This window comes from Pseudomonas fluorescens (assembly GCF_900636825.1).
GTDB classification, from domain to species: domain Bacteria; phylum Pseudomonadota; class Gammaproteobacteria; order Pseudomonadales; family Pseudomonadaceae; genus Aquipseudomonas; species Aquipseudomonas fluorescens_BG.
Genome location: NZ_LR134318.1, coordinates 3,459,192 through 3,480,578, shown reverse-complemented (window position 1 = coordinate 3,480,578; position 21,387 = coordinate 3,459,192). Strand labels below are relative to the sequence as shown.

At 59.4% G+C, this 21,387-nt stretch carries 18 protein-coding genes; 7 read left to right on the top strand and 11 right to left on the bottom strand.

Going from position 1 to position 21,387, the window contains the following annotated elements:
• Nucleotides 1-123 precede the first annotated feature (123 nt).
• Nucleotides 124-1,341 (top strand): MFS transporter, encoded by a 1,218-nt coding sequence (locus tag EL257_RS15625; RefSeq protein ID WP_126364094.1) that lies wholly within the window; start codon nt 124-126, stop codon nt 1,339-1,341.
• A 14-nt stretch (nt 1,342-1,355) separates the two neighbouring features.
• Here the strand turns inward: EL257_RS15625 and EL257_RS15620 are convergent, their stop codons facing one another.
• From EL257_RS15620 to EL257_RS15580, 9 genes are all read right to left on the bottom strand, one after another.
• On the bottom strand, nt 1,356-1,766 hold the full coding sequence (locus EL257_RS15620; RefSeq protein ID WP_126364092.1) for a DUF1850 domain-containing protein: 411 nt from the start codon (nt 1,764-1,766) through the stop codon (nt 1,356-1,358).
• A complete protein-coding gene (locus EL257_RS15615; RefSeq protein ID WP_126364090.1) occupies nt 1,763-3,790 on the bottom strand; it encodes a TRAP transporter permease in 2,028 nt (675 codons plus the stop codon). The genes EL257_RS15620 and EL257_RS15615 overlap by 4 nt, the downstream gene beginning before the upstream one ends.
• 72 nt (nt 3,791-3,862) lie before the next feature.
• Nucleotides 3,863-4,813, bottom strand: a complete 951-nt coding sequence (locus EL257_RS15610) for a TAXI family TRAP transporter solute-binding subunit (RefSeq protein ID WP_126364088.1) — start codon at nt 4,811-4,813, stop codon at nt 3,863-3,865.
• Nucleotides 4,814-4,894: 81 nt separating this feature from the next.
• Entirely contained in the window at nt 4,895-6,178 is a 1,284-nt protein-coding gene (gene dctM, locus EL257_RS15605; RefSeq protein ID WP_126364086.1) for a C4-dicarboxylate TRAP transporter large permease protein DctM, read from the bottom strand.
• Nucleotides 6,175-6,807 (bottom strand): TRAP transporter small permease, encoded by a 633-nt coding sequence (locus EL257_RS15600; RefSeq protein ID WP_126364084.1) that lies wholly within the window; start codon nt 6,805-6,807, stop codon nt 6,175-6,177. Before EL257_RS15600 ends, dctM begins: the two co-directional genes overlap by 4 nt.
• A gap of 61 nt (nt 6,808-6,868) precedes the next feature.
• Nucleotides 6,869-7,864, bottom strand: a complete 996-nt coding sequence (locus EL257_RS15595) for a TRAP transporter substrate-binding protein (RefSeq protein WP_126364082.1) — start codon at nt 7,862-7,864, stop codon at nt 6,869-6,871.
• Between the two features lie 234 nt (nt 7,865-8,098).
• Complete coding sequence (locus EL257_RS15590; protein ID WP_126364080.1) at nt 8,099-8,572, bottom strand: hypothetical protein; 474 nt, start codon at nt 8,570-8,572, stop codon at nt 8,099-8,101.
• Nucleotides 8,573-8,611: 39 nt separating this feature from the next.
• Nucleotides 8,612-8,833, bottom strand: a complete 222-nt coding sequence (locus tag EL257_RS15585; protein WP_126364078.1) for a hypothetical protein — start codon at nt 8,831-8,833, stop codon at nt 8,612-8,614.
• A 388-nt stretch (nt 8,834-9,221) separates the two neighbouring features.
• Nucleotides 9,222-11,348: a TonB-dependent receptor family protein gene (locus EL257_RS15580; protein ID WP_126364076.1), complete on the bottom strand. Its 2,127-nt coding sequence runs from the start codon at nt 11,346-11,348 to the stop codon at nt 9,222-9,224.
• Between the two features lie 289 nt (nt 11,349-11,637).
• Between EL257_RS15580 and EL257_RS15575 the strand changes: the two genes are divergently transcribed.
• From EL257_RS15575 to cydB, 4 genes are read left to right on the top strand one after another with little or no spacing between them, the layout of a single operon-like run.
• On the top strand, nt 11,638-11,853 hold the full coding sequence (locus EL257_RS15575; protein WP_126364074.1) for a hypothetical protein: 216 nt from the start codon (nt 11,638-11,640) through the stop codon (nt 11,851-11,853).
• A 23-nt stretch (nt 11,854-11,876) separates the two neighbouring features.
• Nucleotides 11,877-12,266, top strand: coding sequence for a VOC family protein (locus EL257_RS15570; protein WP_126364072.1), 390 nt, complete (start codon nt 11,877-11,879; stop codon nt 12,264-12,266).
• Nucleotides 12,267-12,274: 8 nt separating this feature from the next.
• Nucleotides 12,275-13,648: a cytochrome ubiquinol oxidase subunit I gene (locus tag EL257_RS15565; RefSeq protein ID WP_126364070.1), complete on the top strand. Its 1,374-nt coding sequence runs from the start codon at nt 12,275-12,277 to the stop codon at nt 13,646-13,648.
• A gap of 12 nt (nt 13,649-13,660) precedes the next feature.
• Entirely contained in the window at nt 13,661-14,662 is a 1,002-nt protein-coding gene (gene cydB, locus EL257_RS15560; protein ID WP_126364068.1) for a cytochrome d ubiquinol oxidase subunit II, read from the top strand.
• A gap of 3 nt (nt 14,663-14,665) precedes the next feature.
• Here the strand turns inward: cydB and EL257_RS15555 are convergent, their stop codons facing one another.
• Complete coding sequence (locus EL257_RS15555) at nt 14,666-17,275, bottom strand: EAL domain-containing protein (RefSeq protein WP_126364066.1); 2,610 nt, start codon at nt 17,273-17,275, stop codon at nt 14,666-14,668.
• A 223-nt stretch (nt 17,276-17,498) separates the two neighbouring features.
• On the opposite strand from EL257_RS15555, the gene EL257_RS15550 reads away from it, so the two are divergent.
• Entirely contained in the window at nt 17,499-19,703 is a 2,205-nt protein-coding gene (locus EL257_RS15550; RefSeq protein ID WP_126364064.1) for an OsmC domain/YcaO domain-containing protein, read from the top strand.
• A 305-nt stretch (nt 19,704-20,008) separates the two neighbouring features.
• Nucleotides 20,009-20,467, top strand: a complete 459-nt coding sequence (locus EL257_RS15545; RefSeq protein WP_126364062.1) for an REP-associated tyrosine transposase — start codon at nt 20,009-20,011, stop codon at nt 20,465-20,467.
• Between the two features lie 423 nt (nt 20,468-20,890).
• On the opposite strand, the gene EL257_RS15540 is transcribed toward EL257_RS15545, so the two are convergent.
• Nucleotides 20,891-21,385, bottom strand: a complete 495-nt coding sequence (locus EL257_RS15540) for a PaaI family thioesterase (protein ID WP_126364060.1) — start codon at nt 21,383-21,385, stop codon at nt 20,891-20,893.
• Between the last annotated feature and the right edge of the window lie 2 nt (nt 21,386-21,387).

Here is a 21,387-nt window from a genome sequence, read left to right as displayed (position 1 = left end):
CTCCTCAAAAAGTGATTTGGATACTAGTCGATACATAAGTCGTTGACAACGTACGGCGGATGCCGCCAGTATTTTGTATCGATCGGTATTTAAGTCTGCCATTTTGCGCTCAAGGAGTTTTCCGTGACACCTTCAATAACGTTATCCGCCGCGCCCAAACGCCTGCCTATTGGCGCGCTGCTGGCGCTGGCCATGACCGGTTTTATTTGCATCGTCACTGAAACCCTGCCCGCCGGGTTGTTGCCGCTGATCAGCGAAGGGCTGGCGATTTCCCCTTCGATGGCCGGGCAGATGGTCACCGCTTATGCGCTGGGCTCGGTGCTGGCGGTGATCCCGATGACCATCGCCACGCGCGGCTGGCGTCGGCGCAATGTGTTGCTGCTGACCATCGTTGGTTTTCTGCTGTTCAACTCGATCACGGCGCTGTCTTCGCACTATGGCGTGACGCTGGTGGCGCGCTTCTTCGCCGGTGTGTCGGCAGGCTTGGCGTGGAGTTTGTTGGCCGGTTATGCGCGGCGCATGGTCGCGCCGGATCAGCAGGGCAAGGCGTTGGCACTGGCGATGGTCGGCACACCGATTGCTCTGTCACTGGGCGTGCCGTTGGGCACCTGGCTGGGTGGCCTTGTCGGGTGGCGCACGACGTTTGGATTGATGTCGGCCCTGACGCTGATGTTGATTGTCTGGGTGCTGGTTAAGGTGCCGGATTATCCGCCGCAGCCTGCGCATCAGCGTCTGTCGCTGCGCCGCGTGTTGACCACGCCGGGCGTTCGGCCGGTGTTGGCAGTGGTGATCAGTTGGATGCTGGCGCACAACATTCTCTACACCTACATCGCCCCGTTTGTGGCACCGGCGGGTTTGGCGGATCGTGTCGATCTGGTGTTGCTGGTGTTTGGTATCGCAGCGTTGATGGGTATTTGGCTGACCGCGAAATTGGTTGAGCCGCTGCTGCGCAAGACCGTGTTGATGAGCCTGGCGATGTTCGCCCTGGTTTGCGCGATATTTGGCTTTTTGGGGCGCGTTCCGGAGGTGATTTATCTGGGCGTGTTCGTCTGGGGATTGAGTTTTGGCGGCGCGGCAACTCTGTTGCAGACCGCATTGGCGGATGCGGCGGGTGATGGCGCCGACGTGGCGTTGTCGTTGAATGTCGTGGCCTGGAACGCGGCCATTGCCGGTAGTGGCGTTGTCGGCGGCGTGTTGCTTGACCGCTGGGGCGTTGCCTCGTTTCCCTGGGCGATGGTGGCGTTAGTGGCGCTCGGGTTTGTGATCGCCTGGAATGCTCGGGCGCATGGCTTCAAGGTGGGGCCGCGTGGCGCGGGAGCGGCGGCGGTGGCTGGGCACTGAAGCCGGTTCGTTGATCACCGATCACCGACGGGCGTTTCTGCGCCGACCTCGCAACGCCACAGCTCTATCAACGGCTGGCTGCTGGTGGGTGGGCCAACCCAGCGGCTGATCGATTGGCATGCGCCGTCCACGCAGAGTTGGTAGTCGCCGGCTTCGGGGGTTCGGCCCAGTTTCAGGGGTTGCAGGGCCGGCAGGTGGCGCTGGAAATGCCAGCCGCCGTTGACCAGTCGGGCGTCGTCAGGGATTTCCATGCCGGCGCCGTTGCCTTGAACTCTGGCTTCCCCGAGCAACAGGCCTCGCGGAGTGACGCGATAATCTTCCTCCCAGCGAATCTTTTCGATGGTGTGGTTCCACGCCAGGGTGAAATGCGTCATCGGCAGTTGCGCCCAGACGCTGCCGGCCAGGCCCAGGCACAGGCCGATCATGCATTGGCCAAACCGGCGCGACGGGCGCGCCAGAGGTGTTGTGCAATTACCAGAATGCCCAATGCGAAGCCGATTTCGTCGGTCAGCGGCAGCGCCACGATCAGCAGTGCCCCCGCGCCAAGGCTCAAGAGGCGTTCCCAGACGGCCATTTTCTGTTGCAGAAAACCGGTGGAGGCGATGCCCCAGAGGCCGACCGCGAGGACGCTTTTGATCAGCATGTAGGCGGTCATCCAGAGGTTGTCGCCTTGCAGCATCAGCGCCGGATTGTAGACCGCCATGAACGGAACGACAAAACCGGCCAGCGCGATGCGCACCGCCCACAAGCTGATCTTGAAGCCGCTTTCCTTGGCGATCGGGGCGGCGGCGAAGCAGGCGAGGGCGACCGGTGGGGTCAGGTCGGCGAGAATGCCGAAGTAGAACACGAACATGTGCGACACAATCAGCGGTACGCCCAGTTCCAGCAGCGCCGGTGCGGCAATGGAGCTGGTGATGATGTAGTTGGGAATGGTCGGGATGCCCATGCCCAGCACCAGGCAGGTGATCATCGTCAGAATCAGCGAGAGCAGCAGGTTGTCGCGACCGATGGCGAGGATGTAGCCGGCAAAGGTCGAGGCGACGCCGGTGAGCGAAACAATCCCGATGATCACGCCCACCAGCGCGCAGGCGATGCCCACGGGCACCGCGTGACGCGCGCCTTCAACCAAGGCGTGCAGGCAGACGGTCAGGGTTTCGCGGCCGCCCTTGATGAACACGCACACCAGAACCAGCGCGGCAATGACCGCAAAAATCACCGCGATGCCGAGTTGGAAAAAGCCTGTGCAGAGCACGCCCAGCGCCACCCAGAATGCACAGCGCAGACCGAAGCTGCGCGCCCGGAAGATGATCGCCGAGCCGAGTATCACGATAGCGGTCAAGGCCAGCCCGACCATTCCGGAGAACAGCGGTGTACGTCCGGAAAACAGCAGATAAACCAGCACCAGCAGCGGAATCAGCAGATACCAGCTTTCCTTTACCGCACCGAAGGCGCTGGGGCATTGGTCTTTGGGCAAGCCTTTGAGGTTGGAGCGCTTGGCTTCCAGATGCACCATCCAGAACACCGAACCGAAATACAGAATGGCGGGTATCAAGGCTGCCTTGGCAATTTCCACGAACGGCACGTTGATGGTTTCCGCCATGATGAAAGCGACGGCGCCCATCACCGGCGGCATGATCTGGCTGCCCATGCTGGACGTGGCTTCGACGCCGCCGGCGAATGCGGCGCGGTAGCCAAAGCGTTTCATCAGTGGAATCGTGAATTGCCCGGTGGTCACGACGTTGGCGATGCCCGAACCGGTAATCGTCCCCATCAGCGCCGACGAGACGACGGCAACCTTGGCCGGGCCGCCCAGTTTGTGGCCGAACAAACCCATGGCGAAATCGGTAAACAACTTGATCATGCCGGCCTGTTCGAGGAACGCGCCAAACAGGATGAACAGGAAAATATAGGTTGCCGACACGTAAGTCGGTGTCCCGTACAGCCCTTCGGTGCCGAAAGACAGTTGATTGACGATCTGGTCGAAGCCGTACCCGCGATGGGCCAGTTCGCCGGGCAGGTATTCACCGAGCAAACCGTAGGCGAGGAACAGCCCGCAGATCATCGGCAAAGCAATGCCCATCACCCGTCGTGCGGCTTCGAAGACTAACGCGATCAGCACAATGCCCACGGCCATGTCGGTTGGCGTCAGGTCGCCGGAGCGCTGGATCAGATCGGCCTCGAACACCCATTGATAGAGAGCGGTGGCGATGCCCGCCAGGCTCAGCAGCCAGGCCAGCGGTTGCCACGGGCGGGTGCTGCCGTAAGCGGGGTAACTGAGGAACACCACCCACAGCAGAAAACCGACGTGGACCGCACGCAGGACCTGGCTGGAGATCGGGGAAAAGGCTGCGGTGATGATCTGAAAAACCGAAAACAGCAGCGCGACGTAGAACAACGTTTTGGGCCAGTCCCGCGGGTTCGCGGAAATGCCGTGATGCTCGTCACTCATTAGCGGCCTGCCTTATGACGACTGGAAACACTGAAAAACGCAGCGGCATCGTAGCCGCTGCGCCGTGGGCGATTACAACGCGCCTTTTTCCTTGTAGTACCGTTCGGCGCCCGGGTGCAGGGCAATCGGCAGGTTTTTCGCGGCGGCTTCCAGCTTGATGTCCTTGGCGGCCGAATGGGAGTTGCCCAGGCGCGTAAGGTTGTCGAACAGCAGTTTGGTCATCTCGTACACGACCTCATCGGGCATGTCGGCGCGGGTCACCAGAATGTTGGTGATCGCCACGGTCGGTACCGCTTCGGCCTGGCCGTCATAGGTGTTGGCCGGAATCATTGCGCTCTGATAGGCCGGGTTGCCGATTTTCGTGACCACCTCAGGCGGGACCGCAACGTAGTTCAGCGGCATCACCGAGGACAGGTCGCGAATGGCGGCCATGCCCAACCCGGACGATTGCAGGGTCGCATCCAGTTGCCGGTTCTTGATCAGTTCGACCGATTCGGCGAAAGGCAGATATTGCACTTTGCCCATGTCCTCATAGGTCAGGCCAGCGGCTTTGAAAATCGCCCGCGCGTTGAGTTCGGTGCCGGATTTTGGCGCGCCGACGGAGATGGTCTTGCCCTTGAGGTCGGCGAGCGTCTTGATTCCCGATTCCTTGCTGGCAACGATCTGAATGTAATTGGGGTAAGCGCCGCCGAGGGCGCGCAATTTGGTCAGCGGCGCCTTGAAGCCCGCATCCTCCACGCCGTTTTTGGCGTCGGCCACCGAGTCGCCGAGTGCAAACGCCAATTCGCCTCGACCTGCTTGCAGAAGGTTGAGGTTTTCCACCGAGGCCTTGGTGGCCTGGACCGAAGTCTTCGAGCCGGGAATGCCGTCGCTATTGATCTGCGAGATGCCGACACCGATCGGGTAATAAACCCCGCTGGTGCCGCCGGTGAGGATGTTGATGAACACGGGGGCGGCCTGAGCAGTGGCGCTGATGGCCAACGTGGCGGCGGCCAGCACGGCGAAGCGGGACTTGACTCGCATGGGGAACTCTCCGTCTTGTTATGGTTTTAAGCAGAGTGATTGCACTGTAGTCGATTGCACCGCAGGTGCTGGGTCAGGGCATCAACTCATCCCCAACCAGGCTGGCAGGACCAGCGAAATCCACGGCACATAGGTAATCAGCACGAGGAACAACAGCAGAATCGTCAGCCATGGCATCGCCGCTCTGATGGTGGCGGGCAACGACATGCCGGTCACCGCCGAGGTCACGAACAGGTTCAGCCCAACGGGCGGCGTAATCAGCCCGATTTCGAGGTTGACCACCATGATGATGCCCAGGTGAATCGGGTCGATCCCCAGTTTCATGGCGATAGGGAAGAGGATCGGCGCGAGGATCAGGATGATGGCCGACGGCTCCATGAACGCACCGGCGATCAACAGGACAATGTTGACCACCAGCAGGAACGTCACGGGTGTCAGACCTGCTTCGATCACCCAGGCGGTGATCTGTTGCGGCAGTTGTTCGGTGGTCAGGACGTGGGCGAACAACATGGCGTTGGCGATGATGAACATCAACATGATGCTCAGTTTTGCGGAGTCGAGCAGGACCTTGGGCGTTTCGCGGAACGTCAGATCCTTGTAGACGAACAAGGCGATGAACGCCGAGTAGACAGCCGCCACTGCCGCCGCCTCGGTGGGGGTGAACATCCCCGAATAGATGCCGCCGAGAATGATCACCATCAACAGCAAACCCCATACGGCCTTGCGTGCTGCGCTCAAAAACTCCCGAAGTGTCGCCCGCGGCAAGGCCGGCAGGTTTTTCTTCACCGCGACGATATAGATCGCCACCATCAGCGCCGTTCCCAGCAACAGGCCGGGGATCACGCCGGCCATGAACAGCTTGCCGACCGAGGTTTCGGTAGCAGCGGCATAGACCACCATCACGATCGAAGGCGGGATCAGGATGCCCAGCGTCCCGGCGTTGCAAATGATGCCGGCGCCAAACGCTTGCGGATAACCGGAACGCACCATGCCGGCAATGGCAATCGAACCGACCGCTGCCACGGTCGCAGGACTCGAGCCGGAGAGGGCGGCAAACAGCATGCAAGCCAGCACCGCCGCGATCGCCAGGCCGCCGCGAATATGCCCGACACACGCGTTAGCGAAGTCGATCAAGCGACGGGCTACACCGCCGGTGGTCATGAACGCGCCGGCAAGCAGGAAAAATGGAATGGCCAGTAGGGTGTAATGCTCCGAGGTCTCGAACAGTTTGATCGCCAGGGAACGCACTGAATCGGGGCTAAAGAAAATGATGGTCAGGGACCCGGCGAGACCGAGGGAAATGGCGATGGGTACGCCGATGAACATCAGGACGAACAGGGCCACGAACAGGAAGGCGATGGTCATGATTTGTCATCCACGTGTTCGGCGAGTTTCAACGCATCGGCGGCTTCGTCAGCCAGGCCCAGGCCGGTCTGGCGGTTTTGCAGGATGCGCAGCAGGATTTCCGCGAAACGGATGAAGACCAACGTAAACCCCAACGGCACGATCAACCCGATGTGCCACTGCATGATGCCGAAGTGGCCCAGATCTTCGGCACCGATGCCGGCGTTCATCAATGTCTGGATCCACTCGAAGCTGGCGACGCCGAGCAATCCTGCGTAAGCCAGGCAGCACAGACAGGCGACGATGCCGATGTACTTTTGCACCGAGCGGCTGGTCATTCGGACCAACGCATCGACGCCGATATGCCCGGCAGTGCGCACACCGTAGGCCAGGCCGAAAAAGATCAGCCAGCCGAACAGGGCTTTCGTCAGGGCGGTGCTCCAGGTCATTGCCTGAGCCATGCCCATGATGTGGTCGCCAATGGCGAACATCGGGGTGCTCGCCGCTGGCCAATGGTCGGCCAGCCAATAGAAGAGGCTGTAAAAATTGTTGAGGATCACGTAAATGAACGTGACCAGGGTCATGGCGGCCAGAAGGAAGACGATAAAGCCCTCCTCGAAGTGTTCCCAGATTCGCCGAAGCGCTTTCATGGTGGCATCTCACGTCGAGTGAAGACTGGCAGGCGCCGCGCCGGCAGCGCCTGCCTTGCGATTATTGCGCCTTGTTGGAGGCTTCGGCTGCGGAGATCAGCTCAGGGCCGATATCGCCTTCGAACTTCTTCCACACCGGTTTCATCGCGTCTCGCCATTGCTCGCGTTCTTGCGGCGTCAGGGTAATGATCTCGGTGGTTTTCGCCGCCAGGATGCGTTGCTTGTCACCCTCGTTGAGTTGCTCGGCTTCCTTGTTCACATGCGCGGTGACTTCCACAACGATCTTGTCCAGTTCAGTGCGCACATCGGGTGGCAGACCGTTCCAGAACTTGGTGTTGGTGATCAACATGTAATCCAGCACACCGTGATTGGATTCGGTGATGAACTTCTGCACTTCGTGCATTTTCTGGCTGTAGATATTCGAGTAAGGGTTTTCCGCACCGTTGACCACACCGGTCTGCAGGCCTTGATAAACCTCGGCGAAACTCATCTTGCGCGGATTGGCACGCACCGCTTTGAACTGTTCTTCAAGCACGGCAGACGCCTGCACCCGGAACTTCAGCCCACGGGCATCGGCAGGAACACGCAGCGCCTTGTTGGCCGACAGTTGCTTCATCCCGTTGTGCCAATACGCCAGGCCGGTGATATTTTTGCTTTCCATGGACTTGAGCAGCCCCTGACCTTCAGGGCTCAGTTGAAAGCGGTCGACGGCTTTGATGTCATTGAACAGGAACGGCAGATCGAATAGTTGCAGGCTCTTTGTGTACTGTTCGAACTTGGCCAGCGACGGCGCAATCATTTGCACATCGCCGAGCAACAGCGCTTCCATCTCTTTACCGTCACCAAACAGCGAGGAGTTGGGGTAGACCTCAACCTTGACCTTGCCTGGCAGACGTTCCTCCACGAGTTTTTTGAACATCAAGGCGCCTTGGCCTTTGGGGGTCTGGTCAGCAACCACATGCGAAAACTTGATGATCACCGGATCGGCCGCCATGGCCACGTTCAGGGTAGTTAAGGCAAACGCACAGGCGAGGGCTGTGTAAAGAGATCTGAGCATCGGACGGTTCCTCTTGTTGTTGTTTTCGAAGGGCTCGATAACTGAGCATTTTCGTCAGTCAGGACAAACGCAAGTCTAGGCAGAAAACCGGGAGTTGGAGAGTTAAAAGCGGGAGTGCGGGAAATTGGATCAGTTATATCCGTGCTGGAAGGGCTGACGTTCACGCTGACGAGCCCGCAGCTGCATCTCCACCGGTCATGGCCGGCGGAGATCGCTTGCTGTCATTACGCAGTTTCAGCCCTGCGCTTCGTCCTTCAAATCATCCAGAGCATCGACGATCGCCTCATCGCTGTCGGTCATCGCATCGCGCATGTCTTGCGCGATGGTGGTCTGGATGGACATGACTTTTTCAGCCAGATCGCGGCCCTGTTTCGAGGTGAGGATAATCGCCATCGCCTGCTCGGGATGCTGGTTGGCGCGGATCATCAGGTCCAGTTCATCGTTGTCGAAATGGTCGGCATAGATTTCCACGACCATGTTCTTCAAGTCATCGGGATCGATGTTTTCCCGCACGAAGTTGCGGATCTGCTCGCGCTCGAGCATCGGGTAGCGTGAGGCGTAGCCGGCGGAGGCCATCTCGACCATGCTGCCGTATTGCTTGGTCATGCCACTGGCCTCGACCAGCTCTTCGGCCTTGTCCTTGCTACCGCCGCAACCCGTCAGCGCCATTGCCAGCATTGCGGCCAGCGTTACCTTTTTCATGCTCATGAGCATTTGTCCTTGAATGAAATGTGAACAGCAGAACGCTTAGCGGCGACTCAGCGCATAGGCGCCGGCGATGATGACCAGCACGACGCCGCCGATGAATGCGCCGAGCGCAGGAAACATCGACGCCGGCCACACCAGCCCGCGGCCGAGGTTGTAGGCGAAACTGGCATGGGAGTAGTAGCTGCTGAACATCCAGGAGTAGAGCGCGTAGATCAAACCGATGATGAGATAACCGGAGATTATCTTTCCTTTGAGCGACATGAAGTCTTCCTTGTGCGGCGGTTAAACGGGGGATGGATTTTGCGTAACATACTATTTCAGTGATGGCACATCAATGGCATTGCGTGATCGCTATCGACTCACAACTTGAGCGCAATGCGGATTTCACAGAAGGTTTTTTGCAGATCACAAAGCCAAGGTACAGCGCCAATCCCCTGTGGGAGCTTGCCCTGCAAGCGATGGCGGTGTGTCAGCCAAGACTTTCGGCACAGGCAGTCCGCTATCGCCAGCAGGGCTGGCTCCCACAGGTTTTTGGGTTGGCCCATTGAATCTGTGCCTGTCGCAAATCAGTGTGGGGCTTGCCCTGCAAGCGATGGCGATGGATCAGTCAACACATTCGGCAGTCAGCCATTGTCAACACTGGCTGGTTTCACAGCAAACTCCACGAAACCCCGACATAAACGCCCATCCCTTCACCCGGTGTAGACCGCGCGGCGTCCAGGCCCTTGTCGTCGTACCCCGGCGTGACCGTCGCGGCATAGTGCTTGTTGCTCAAATTGCGCATGTCCACCCAGCCCTGCCAATCGCCCTTCGGTGCGTTATAGCCGAGGGTGGCGCCGAACAGTGCGTATGGATCGGCGTAGTAGCTGTTCGCGTAATCCACGGCTGCTTTGGACACCAGTTGCGTGTTCACCGCGGCGAAAAATCCCTGCGGCCAGTCATAACGCAACTCGCCTTGGTAGTAATGCATCGGCAACCCCGGCAAGCGGTTGTCGCCAAACCGATCGTCATCGCGGTAGTGGAAATCGCTGAACGTATAGGCCTGACGCAAGCTCAGCTGACGGCCATCGGCAGCCGACCAGAGTTTGCTGTTGAGGCTGGCTTCGACGCCTTGGTGCACGGTCGGGCTCGCGTTGAGTTCGTAGGGCGTAACGGCGGTAGCATCCGGCAACACCGAAAGCAGTTCATGCCGAACCTGCGCGTAGTACCACGCCAGACTCCATTCGCCGACGGCGCTGTCGCCACGACCACCCAACTCAAGTGTCGTCGCAGTCTGGTTTTGCAGTTCGATCGGATCTTTTTGCGTGCCGGTCGCGGCGCCGTTACCCGCCGGGAAGCGCACGTTGGAGCTGTAGATCAGCGACCACGGATGCGGCGCTTCGACCGAGCGGCTGAGGTTGCCAAACACTTGCAGGTCCGGCGTGATCTGGTAGCGCAGGCCCAGACGCGGTGCGTAATCCCAGTCGTTCATGCTGGTTTTGCCGCCGCTTTGCGGGTAAGTGACGTCGCTTTCACGGCGGGTGTAAATGGCGGCGAGGCCGGTGGTCAACCATAGGTCGTCGGCGATTTCCAGGTCGTTGCCAAAGTGCAGAACAGTGTCCGAACCCTGATACGTGAAGTTGCGCATGCGCGTGCCGGGCGCGTAACCGGCGGTGTTGGCGGTGGGGATGCGCACGAACTCGCTGGCGCCGTCGTTGGGCAGATGTTTGGTCACGCGCAAACCGACGTTGCTGCGGCTTTCCATGCCGAAAATAGTGTCGCGGCGTTTGTAGTCGAACGTGCCGCTGACATCGGTGTAGGCGACTTTCAAGCGGTTCGGGCCTTCGCGCAGATCCATCGGGTAATCGTGATAAACCAGCCCCGTCTCGATGCTCGAATCGTCGTCGATGTAATAAGTGGTTTTGTTGCCGACGAAGGTGCTGCCCGGCTGTTTTCGGCTGTCATCGCGCGCAACGTAGGACGGATTGGCCGCGCGAGACGAGTGTTCGATGGAATGCTTGGTCACGCGCCCGGCGAGGTCGTTGTCAGTCTCGCGGTAGCGGATATAGAAGCGGGTTTCCAGGTTTGGATTGAAGCGGTAGCCGAAGTTGGCGATCAGGCCTTTGCTTTCGCTGGCGGTGTGATCCTGATAGCCGTCGGCGTTGGCATCGGTCAGCGACACGTAGTAATCGAAGTCGCCCAGCACTTGCCCGGAGCTGACCTGGCGCTGCTGATAACCATGGCTGCCGGTGGCGTAGCGCACTTGCAATTTCGGCGCGTTGTAACCGGTGTGGCTGATGTAATCGATGGCACCGCCCAGCGCCAGCGAGCCGCGATCAAAACCGTTGGCGCCGCGCAGCACTTCAACGTGATCGATCCATAGCGGCTCGAGCAATTCGTACGGCGTGCCGCCGGGACCGGTCAGTGGCAGACCGTCGAGCATCGTGTACAGGCCTGACGCGTGAGCGCCCGGCGCACGGTTGATGCCCGAGCCACGCACGGAAATCTTCACCCCTTCGTTACCCGCCGATTGCGCATAAACCCCCGGCTGATAAGCCAGCACGTCCTGATTACTCGCCACGCGGCCCTGCAACGGTTGGCGCATGTCGACGACGTTGGTCGCGCCGGGCACCTGATCGAGGCGCGCCTTGGCCTCTTCAACGGAAGCATCCGCGCCGCCGCTTTCATCTGCCGAAATCAGCACTTGCCCCAGTTCCAGACCTTGAGTCTCGGCCATCGCCGGGCAGGCGAGGGCAAGGCCGAGGAGGGCGGCGGGCAGGGATTTGGGCGATGGCATTGAAAAGAACTCCAGCAAACAGGTAATCGGGCAATGAACAGTGCGACGTCAGAAGAAACCAAGGGAACACATGGCGTTTCGGGTTTTTTGCCCGCTGACGGCAAACCAACGGACGTGGCCTAACCTCACGGATCAGGCCTTGCTGGTCAATAAACAAATTCAGAGGGCTGTTGAGCGCTTGCCGGCTATGGCAGTGGTTCAGTAAAGAACCTGGCGTCCATCCGTCGTCTGCTCTGAACCTCCGTCGCGCTGATTTTTCTACCGGGTAAGTCCCTCAGGAGATACCCATATGTACGATCTGCAAAAAAAGGCATCACTGGCGGCATGGCGCAAATTGGCGGAGCAGACCGAGGCTGATCTGGATCCGGAAGAGCAATACGATGAACTGCTCAAGGCTGCGGATCAGATGGAGGAGCAAGGCCTGATCACTAGCGCCGAATGGCGCCAACTGGTGCGCGACGCTGGCAACGTCTTTACCCTCAACGATGAGCAGGCGCATCACTGAAAAGGGCCAGCGGAGGACTTCCCATGCTCAGTTATCTGTTTATCGGCGCCAACGATGTCGAGCGATCAGCAGCCTTCTACAAGGCGATTCTGACGCCGCTCGGCTACCGTCATGATCGCGAAGAACATTACTGTTTTTACCTGCCCGATTGCGCTGACAAGTCCAACGGTCCTGGCAGCGTGCATATTTCGCAACCGTTCAATGGTGAACCGGCGACGCCGGGCAACGGCATGATGCCGGCGTTTCGCGCGGACTCACGGCACAAGGTTGATCAAGTGCACAAGGCCGGGCTGGATAGTGGCGGCAGCGACGAAGGCCCGCCGGGCACTCGCGAGGCCTACACGCCGGACTTTTATGTGGCTTATCTGCGCGATCCCGAGGGCAACAAGCTCGCGGTATTTTTCAGCGGCTGAATGACTGAATGGAGCCCATTGACTCAGCCCTGATGGCGGCACGCGCCCAGTTCGCGATCACAATCAGCTTCCACATCGTCTTGGCGGCGTTCAGCATCGGCCTGGCGAATTTCCTCATGGTGCTGGAAGCGTTGTGGCTGAAAACCGGGCGGCAGGTTTACCTCGACGTCTACCGTTACTGGCTCAAGGTTTTTGCCCTCAATGTGGCGGTGGGCACGGCGTCGGGGCTGATTCTGGAGTATCAGTTCGGCCTGAATTGGTCGCGACTGTCGGTGCAGGCGGGCGATGTCCTCGGGCCGTTGATGTTTTATGAGGTGCTGGCGGCTTTTTTTATCGAAGCGGGTTTTCTCGGCATCATGCTGTTCGGGCTGAAAAAGGTTGGCCCGCGTCTGCATTTTTTTGCTACCTGCGCGGTGGCGCTCGGCTCGCTGATCAGCGCGTTCTGGATTCTGTCCGCCAATTCGTGGATGCAAACCCCCGCCGGCTACGCGATTGGCGCAGACGGCCGTTTCCTCGCCGAGGACTGGTGGGCAATCATCTTCAATCCCTCGTTTCCCTATCGCTTGGCGCACATGCTGCTCGCCGTGTTCATCGGCAGCGCAACCTTGATTGCAGGCATCAGCGCCTGGCAATTGCGCAAGGCAACGCACAACCCGCGCGCGCGCCTGCAATTTTCCATGGCGCTGTGGGTGATTGCCGTGTTGATGCCGATTCAGATTGTGGTGGGCGACCTGCATGGCCGGCACACTTTGCATGCCCAGCCGCAAAAAGTGGCGGCCATCGAAGGCTCGTGGACGCGCCCCGTTGAAGGTGCCGGTGAGCCGCTGCGCCTGTTCGCTTGGCCGGATATGCGGGAGCGCCGCAACCATTGGGAGGTCGCCATTCCCCGTATCGGCTCGCTGTACTTGCAGCATGACCTGACCAGCAGCATCGCCGCGCTTGATGAATTCCCCGCGCAGGACATCCCGCCAGTTGCGCCGGTGTTTTTCGCGTTTCGGCTGATGGTCGGGCTGGGGCTGCTGATGCTCGGGCAGGGTGTGGTCAGCCTGATCCTGCGTCGAGGTGAGCGCCTGTACACGGCGCGCCCGTGGCTGAACAGTTGCGTGCTGCTGGCCCCCGCTGGATTTGTCGCGATGCTCAGCGGCTGGGTGGTCACGGAGGTTGGCCGGCAGCCGTTTACCGTCTACGGCCTGATGCGCACGGCGGACAGCCTGTCGTCAGTTTCCAAGGCGCAAGTCATTGGCTCGACCTGGTTGATTCTGCTGTTCTATCTGTTGATTTTCGGCATCGGTTTGTGGGTGCTGCTGCGCCTGTTGCGGGAGCCGCCAAAGCAGGATCAACCGGGGCCGCAGCCCACGCTTGCCGACGAAACCGGGCATTAAGGAGTGGCTGGCATGGATACCGATTGGCTGACCCTGTGGTGCGCCGCTGCGCTGGCCTTTTCCGTGATGAACTACGTGCTGCTCGACGGCACCGATCTCGGCGTTGGCATGCTCATGGGGCTGACCTCCAGCGGTCAGCAGCGCCGAACCATGGCAGTGACGATTCTGCCGGTGTGGGACGCCAATGAAACCTGGCTGGTTCTCGGCGGCGGAGGGCTGCTGGCGTTGTTTCCGCTGGCGTACGCCATATTGCTGCCGGCGTTATACGTGCCATTCATCGTGATGTTTCTGGCACTGATCACCCGTGCAATGGCTTTGGAATTTCGCGACTACGCTCCGAACGAACGGCGCAAACGTGTGATCGACGGCGTATTGTCGGTTGCCTCGCTGATCACCGGATTCGTTCAGGGCATGGTGCTCGGCACGCTGGTTCAGGGGGTTAGCCATGAGGGCGGTCAGTACACCGGCGATGGTCTGGACTGGTTGAGTCCGTTCGCGCTGTTCTGCGGTTTGGTGCTGGTGCTCGGCTACGTCTGGCTGGGCACGTGCTGGTTGTATTGGCGCACGCTGGATGAACTGCAGCGACACTCGGCCCGCCAGGCCCGCGTTCTAGCGCTCGTTGTCGTGGTGTCGCTGCTGGTTTTGATTGTGTGGACGGCTACGCTGCAGCCGCAATATGCCCGGCGGCTGGTCGACGTGCGCTTGTGGTTGCCCGCAGGTTTGATCCTCGGCGGGTCAGGGCTGGTGTTCTGCAAAGGCTTTCGCAGTCGCTTTGACTGCGTGCCGCTGTTCGCTGCCCTCGGCGTATTTGTGTTGGCGTTCGCGGTGATGCTGGTTGCGCTGTATCCCTTCATCATTCCACCGGATCTCACCTTGCAGAAAGCCGCCTCCGGCCCGAACAGCCAGATGTTCATGCTGGTGGGTTTCGCGGTGCTGATTCCAGTCACGCTGGCTTACAACACCTTCGGTTTTCGCGTGTTCAGCGGCAAAGTCCGCGTTGCCAGACAGGACTGACATTCAGCTCACTCGACCCTTTTGACTGACCGGCGCCATTCGTGAAGCACGCAACAAATCGGCAAACGCTGCCTTGTCGATTGGCCGGCTCATGAAGTAACCCTGTACTTCGTTGCATTGATCCTTGCCGAGGATGTTCAACTGTTCCTCGGTTTCCACACCCTCGGCGGTCACGGTCAGGCCCATGGCTTTGCCCAGCCCGATGATTGCCTGGACCACCGCGCGGTCGTTGCTGCCGCTGCTGATCGAGGCGATGAAGCGCTTGTCGATCTTGATCCCGTCGAAAGGGTACGCGCGCAGGTAACCAAGGGACGAGTAACCCGTGCCGAAGTCATCCATGTTCAGGCGCACGCCGAGTTCTTTCAGGGAATTCATGGTGGTCAGCGCACCGTCGGTGTCGTTGAGCATCACGTTTTCGGTGATTTCCAGCTCCAGGCGACTGGCCGGGAAACGCGTTTCGACCAATACCTCGCGCACATCTTCGACCACATCGCTCAGGGCAAACTGCGCAGGGGAGAGGTTGACCGAGAGCATGACGTCTGCCGGCCACTCCAGCGCGGTTTCGCAGGCTTCGCGCAATACCCAGCGGCCCAGCGGCACAATCAGGTCGGTCTGCTCGGCCAGCGGAATGAACACGTCCGGACCCAGCAAACCCTGGGTCGGATGCTGCCAGCGCACCAGCGCTTCAACCGAGACGATCTGCTTGCCATCGACCTTGTAGCGCGGCTGATAGTGCAGGACGAATTCGTTGTGCTTGAGGGCGCGGCGCATGTCGTCTTCCATTTGCCGGCGGGTCTGGATCTGATCGCTCATGTGCGCTTCGAAATAACACCAGGTGTTTTTTCCGTCGGACTTGGCCTGGTACAGCGCAATGTCCGCATAGCGGATCAGATCGCTGGCCACGAAGCCGTGACGACGGCTGAGGGCAATGCCGACACTCGCGCCAATGTGCAAAGGATGCTGCTCATAAAGGATGGGCTGATGCAGGCTGCCGATCAGGCGCGTGCAGAACTTGTCGATTTCGTGATGACTGTCCATGCCATTGAGGACCACAACGAATTCGTCGCCACCGAGACGGGCAACGATGTCGTGTTCACGGGTGCAATCGCGCAGACGCACGGCGACTTCCTGCAGCACCGCATCACCGGCCGGGTGGCCGAGGGAGTCGTTGATGGGTTTGAAGTTGTCCAGGTCGATCATCAGCAATGACAGCGGCGGCGAATGTTCTTTCAGCAGCAGGACTTCATCCAGATAGCGCGCCAGTTTGTTGCGATTGGGCAAACCGGTCAGGGCGTCATGCATCGACAGGTGCTGGATCTGCGCATGGGCGGCGACTTCGTCGGTGATGTCGCTGGCCGTGCCGCGATAGCCGACAACCGTGTCCTTGTCGAAAATCGGTCGTGCGGAGAGCCGGCAGTGGCGTGGCTGACCGGAGTGATCGCGGTAGGTGCAGCGCAAGTCGCCGGCACTGTTTTCTTCGCTCAGTTTGCGCAGCCACAGGTCCAGCGGGGTGGTATCGCACGACAGCAGTTCACCGATGTTCTGTCCAAGCCACAACGCTTGCGGATAACCGGTGACCTCGCTGAAACGTGCCGACAGATACGTCAGCGACAATTCGCCATCGACCTCCCAGATCCAGTCCGACGCAGCTTCAGCCACCGCGCGAAAGCGTTCTTCACTGGCTTCGAGGGCGTGGTTGGCCGCTTCGAGGGCCAGGTTGGACGACTGCATCGCAAGGATGCTGTTGTCGACGTATTGCGAGGAGCGCAAAGCGTGGCGGAAGAAATAAGCGGTGAGCAGCATCAGTACGACAAACGTCGCACCGAGCGGTGGGATCAGCGACCACAACATTTGCTGACCGGGCTGCTGCAGGTCGGCGACCAGACTGTAACCGGTGCTGTCGAGCGGCACGCTCGGCTGGCCCTTTTCGATGGTCTCGTCCGGGGTCAGGGTCAGATTTTTCAGACCATAACCGGCGCCGATCTTGCGCAGCTTGGTCGGCGTCAGCATGTCGACGAACACCAGTACCGAAGTATTTTTCAGCTCGTCCAGCGGCCGTTCGTCGTTGAGAATGATTGCCGCAGCGGTGATCAACGCCGGCCAGCCTTCGAACAGCGAATAGCTGCTGATCGGTTTGGTCAGGTCGGGCTGGCTCAGCACTTGCTCGACCAGCGCCGAGGCGGACGCCTGCAACACTTTGGATATATCGGTCTCGACCATTTGCCCGCGAATCACCGCGTATTTGGTGCGGTTGCGATCGAGCACGAACACGCCGTCGTAGCCATCGCTGGTGAACAGGGTCTTGCCCATGTTCTGTTCGGTATAGGCCCAGTCGACGTCGATCGGCCCGCTCAAAGCGTCGTAAGCGCGGGTCCAGTAGGCGTAACTGGTGATGTAGTTTTTCGAGGCGGTGATGCGGTTTTCCACCGCGCGCGCCGAGTAGAAGTGGGTCTGCTCAAGATCCTGGGTGTCGAGGCGATTGGCGATGCCCAGCAACGTACTCAGCGCCGCAATGACGCCAGCGACAAACAGCGCGCCAATTGCGATGGCTAAACGTCGGGTCACCGCGCGTTGCGGGGTAGGGATTGGCTGCGCAGCGAGAGTAACGGCCATGTGCTCGTCCTTGATCCGGTGTCTTCTGAATCTAGAACAATGGCACGGGGACAATGTTCAGATAGATGTGCTGGATGGCATCGTCTGGAGTTGTGCAAAGTGTAGCGAATATCGCGCAATTGCCAGCGAGGCCGGCCAGCGGCCAATCCCGAAAGGGCGAGACTTCCGGCGCAAAAACCGGATAATGGCCGCCATTCGTTTAGCCGTATTCTGGTAATCCCGCATGGAAATCAAGGTCAACTTTCTCGACAACCTTCGACTTGAAGCCAAGTTCGACGACTTCACGGTGATCGCCGATCAGCCCATCCGCTACAAGGGCGATGGCTCGGCGCCGGGACCGTTCGACTACTTCCTGGCGTCGTCGGCCTTGTGCGCGGCTTACTTCGTCAAGCTGTATTGCGACACGCGCAACATTCCGACAGAGAACATTCGCCTGTCGCAGAACAACATTGTTGACCCGGAAAACCGCTACAACCAGATCTTCAAGATTCAGGTCGAACTGCCTGCGGACATTTCCGACAAGGATCGCCAGGGCATCCTGCGTTCGATCGACCGCTGCACCGTGAAGAAAGTGGTGCAAACCGGCCCTGAGTTCATCATCGAAGAAGTCGATAATCTCGACGCCGATGCGCAGGCCCTGTTGATGCCGGTTGCCGGTTCCGACGCCGGCACTTTCATCGCCGGCAAGGATCTGCCACTGGAGCAGACCATCGCCAACATGTCGGGGATTCTCGCTGACCTCGGGATGAAGATCGAAATCGCCTCGTGGCGCAACATCGTGCCCAACGTCTGGTCGCTGCACATCCGCGATGCGCATTCACCGATGTGCTTCACCAACGGCAAAGGTGCGACCAAAGAAGGCGCGTTGGCTTCGGCCCTCGGCGAATTCATCGAGCGTTTGAACTGCAACTTCTTCTATAACGATCAGTTCTGGGGCGAAGAGATCGCCAACGCCGAATTCGTGCATTATCCGGACGAGAAATGGTTCAAGCCGGGGCCGAAGGACGAATTGCCGAGTGAAATCCTCGACGAATACACCCGCAAGATCTACGACCGCGACGGCGAATTGCGTGGCTCGCATCTGTTCGACACCAATTCCGGCAACACCCAGCGCGGCATTTGCTCGCTGCCGTTCGTGCGCCAGTCGGACGGTGAGGTGGTGTACTTCCCGTCCAACCTGATCGAAAACCTGTATCTGAGCAACGGCATGAGCGCCGGCAATACCTTGGCCGAAGCGCAGGTGCAGTGCCTGTCGGAAATCTTCGAGCGCGCGGTCAAGCGCGAAATCCTCGAAGGTGAACTGGCGCTGCCGGACGTGCCGCAGCAAGTGCTGGAGAAATACCCGAGCATCCTCGCCGGCATCAAGGGCCTGGAAGAGCAGGGCTTCCCGGTGCTGGTCAAGGATGCCTCGCTGGGCGGCGAATTCCCGGTGATGTGCGTGACCCTGATGAACCCGCGCACCGGCGGCGTGTTTGCCTCGTTCGGCGCACATCCAAGCCTGGAAGTGGCGTTGGAGCGCAGCCTCACCGAACTGTTGCAGGGCCGCAGCTTCGAAGGCCTGAACGATCTGCCGCAACCGACGTTCTCCGGGCAAGCGGTGACCGAGCCGAACAACTTCGTCGAGCACTTCATCGATTCCAGCGGGGTGGTGTCATGGCGCTTCTTCAGCGCCAAGGCGGACTTTGAATTCGTTGAGTGGGACTTCTCCGGTCAAGGCGAAAACTCCAACGTGGAAGAAGCTGCAACGTTGTTCGGCATCCTTGAAGACTTGGGCAAAGAAGTCTATATGGCGGTGTACGAACACATCGGCGCCAAGGCTTGCCGCATCCTCGTGCCGGATTATTCGGAGATTTACCCGGTAGAAGACCTGATCTGGGACAACACCAACAAAGCCCTGCAATTCCGCGCTGACATTCTCAATTTGCACAACTTGAGCAAAGTCGGCCTGCGCAACCTTGCCCAAGGTCTTGAAAACAGCGAGCAGGACGATTACACCGAGATCACCACGCTGATCGGCGTCGAATTCGACGACAACACGCCGTGGGGCAAGTTGACCATTCTCGAGTTGCGCCTGTTGATCTACCTCGCTTTGCAGAAGTATGAGCAGGCTAAGGATCTGGTCGAAGCCTTCCTGCAATACAACGACAACACTGTCGACCGCGGCTTGTTTTATCAAGCCGTCAACGTGGTGCTGGAGATGGAACTGGACGAAGACCTTGAACTGGAAGACTACGAAGCCAATTTCCGCCGCATGTTCGGCAACGAACGCATGGACGCGGCGATTGGCTCGGTCAACGGCAGCGTGCGCTTCTACGGCCTGACACCGACCAGCATGAAGCTGGAAGGCCTGGACCGGCACCTGCGGTTGATTGAGAGCTATAAAAAGCTGCATGCGGCGCGGGTGAATGTATCCAGTCGATTGCGCTGACCGCTCATGAAAAAGCACCTGCGGGTGCTTTTTTTATGCCTGGTTTTGCTCTGACACCGATTGTGCGAATTCCCGAATCCCCTTTGGCAATGGCGCATGTGCGAAAGGGTTGAGCTGAAACCGAGTGGCCTTCAATCGCTAGCAGGGCTAGCTCCCACAGGGATCTTCAAGCACCACGGATCTTTTGTGGGAGCTAGCCCTGCTAGCGATTGCTGTCTCACGGACACATCTTGCCAAAGGTCTGCACGGCTTAATTGCGGCATCCGAACTAGCCTTGTCATGACCAATTGATTGGAGGGCAAGGAATGCCTGATTTACCCGCTTCACATCGCCTGCGCCATGGCCGCTTCGATGAAACCAACCGAATCTACCTGCTTACAACCAACACATATCGCCGTACTCCTGTGTTTGAGAATTTCACTCTGGGTCGGCTGGTCGTCGATCAGTTCCGCAATGCGCAACATCAAGGTGAGGCGGATTCATTGGCCTGGGTAGTCATGCCCGACCACTTCCATTGGCTGATTGAATTACAGCAAGGCTCATTGAGCGACCTGATGCAGAAAACCAAATCCAGGACTACCAAAACGGTAAATCGGCTGACTGGCCGTAAGGTGCCGCTGTGGCAGAAAGGCTTTCATGACCGAGCGCTGCGGCGTGAAGAAGATCTGGTGAAAATGGCGCGATACATCGTCGCCAACCCGTTGCGGGCGGGACTGGTACAAAAGCTTGGCGACTACCCGCTGTGGGATGCGGTCTGGGTCTGACCTGAAACCGAGTGGCCTTCAATCGCTAGCAGGGCTAGCTCCCACAGGGATCTGTGGAATTCACGAAGACGTTGTAGTGGTGTGGATGCTGGAGGGTCTGACCTGAAACCGAGTGGCCTTCAATCGCTAGCAGGGCTAGCTCCCACAGGGATCTGTGGAATTCACGAAGACGCTGTAGCGGTGTGGATGCTGGAGGGTCTGACCTGAAACCGAGTGGCCTTCAATCGCTAGCAGGGCTAGCTCCCACAGGGGTCTGTGGAATTCACGAAGACGTTGTAGTGGTGCGGATGCTGGAGGGTCTGAGCTAAAACCGAGTGGCCTTCAATCGCTAGCAGGGCTAGCTCCCACAGGGGATCTTTGAGCACCAGGGATCTCCTATGGGAGCTAGCCCTGCTAGCGATAAAAACCACTCGACTTGAAGATCTAACGTCCATGCGCCGCGTCGGCCAACTGCCCGGTATCGACACGGACAAATACCGAGTCGCCCACTGCGGTCAACACTTCCCCCGCGTAGACCTCGCAAATCACCCGGGTCTTTCGGCCGACATCGCCTTCGACTCTCGCGCGCAACGTCAACGTGATGCCCATCGGCGTCGGCTTGATGAATTTGATTCCGAGGTTGCCGGTGACGCAGTCGATGCGCGGCAATGTGCCGGGTTCGCGTTGCTGCGTGCGGTAGTGATAGGCCATGGCCGTCCAGTTGGAATGGCAGTCGACCAGCATGGCGATCAGGCCGCCATAGACCAGGTCCGGCCAGCCGCTGTATTGCGCTTGCGGCAGGTGTTCGGCGATGACGTGGATGCCGTCCTCGTGCCAGCGGCTCTTGACGTGCAGCCCTTGGGGATTACGGCCGCCGCAGCCGTAGCAAACGCCTTCGGGGGCGGCGAGGTCTTGCAACGGAGTGTCGAGACTGGACATGC

What these genes read in the sequence shown, in the direction of transcription:
- EL257_RS15620 (WP_126364092.1), bottom strand. Translation starts at nt 1,766, where the DNA reads ATGATCGGCCTGTGCCTGGGCCTGGCCGGCAGCGTCTGGGCGCAACTG.
- EL257_RS15615 (WP_126364090.1), bottom strand. Translation starts at nt 3,790, where the DNA reads ATGAGTGACGAGCATCACGGCATTTCCGCGAACCCGCGGGACTGGCCC.
- EL257_RS15610 (WP_126364088.1), bottom strand. Translation starts at nt 4,813, where the DNA reads ATGCGAGTCAAGTCCCGCTTCGCCGTGCTGGCCGCCGCCACGTTGGCC.
- dctM (WP_126364086.1), bottom strand. Translation starts at nt 6,178, where the DNA reads ATGACCATCGCCTTCCTGTTCGTGGCCCTGTTCGTCCTGATGTTCATC.
- EL257_RS15600 (WP_126364084.1), bottom strand. Translation starts at nt 6,807, where the DNA reads ATGAAAGCGCTTCGGCGAATCTGGGAACACTTCGAGGAGGGCTTTATC.
- EL257_RS15595 (WP_126364082.1), bottom strand. Translation starts at nt 7,864, where the DNA reads ATGCTCAGATCTCTTTACACAGCCCTCGCCTGTGCGTTTGCCTTAACT.
- EL257_RS15590 (WP_126364080.1), bottom strand. Translation starts at nt 8,572, where the DNA reads ATGAGCATGAAAAAGGTAACGCTGGCCGCAATGCTGGCAATGGCGCTG.
- EL257_RS15585 (WP_126364078.1), bottom strand. Translation starts at nt 8,833, where the DNA reads ATGTCGCTCAAAGGAAAGATAATCTCCGGTTATCTCATCATCGGTTTG.
- EL257_RS15580 (WP_126364076.1), bottom strand. Translation starts at nt 11,348, where the DNA reads ATGCCATCGCCCAAATCCCTGCCCGCCGCCCTCCTCGGCCTTGCCCTC.
- EL257_RS15575 (WP_126364074.1), top strand. Translation starts at nt 11,638, where the DNA reads ATGTACGATCTGCAAAAAAAGGCATCACTGGCGGCATGGCGCAAATTG.
- EL257_RS15570 (WP_126364072.1), top strand. Translation starts at nt 11,877, where the DNA reads ATGCTCAGTTATCTGTTTATCGGCGCCAACGATGTCGAGCGATCAGCA.
- EL257_RS15565 (WP_126364070.1), top strand. Translation starts at nt 12,275, where the DNA reads ATGGAGCCCATTGACTCAGCCCTGATGGCGGCACGCGCCCAGTTCGCG.
- cydB (WP_126364068.1), top strand. Translation starts at nt 13,661, where the DNA reads ATGGATACCGATTGGCTGACCCTGTGGTGCGCCGCTGCGCTGGCCTTT.
- EL257_RS15555 (WP_126364066.1), bottom strand. Translation starts at nt 17,275, where the DNA reads ATGGCCGTTACTCTCGCTGCGCAGCCAATCCCTACCCCGCAACGCGCG.
- EL257_RS15550 (WP_126364064.1), top strand. Translation starts at nt 17,499, where the DNA reads ATGGAAATCAAGGTCAACTTTCTCGACAACCTTCGACTTGAAGCCAAG.
- EL257_RS15545 (WP_126364062.1), top strand. Translation starts at nt 20,009, where the DNA reads ATGCCTGATTTACCCGCTTCACATCGCCTGCGCCATGGCCGCTTCGAT.
- EL257_RS15540 (WP_126364060.1), bottom strand. Translation starts at nt 21,385, where the DNA reads ATGTCCAGTCTCGACACTCCGTTGCAAGACCTCGCCGCCCCCGAAGGC.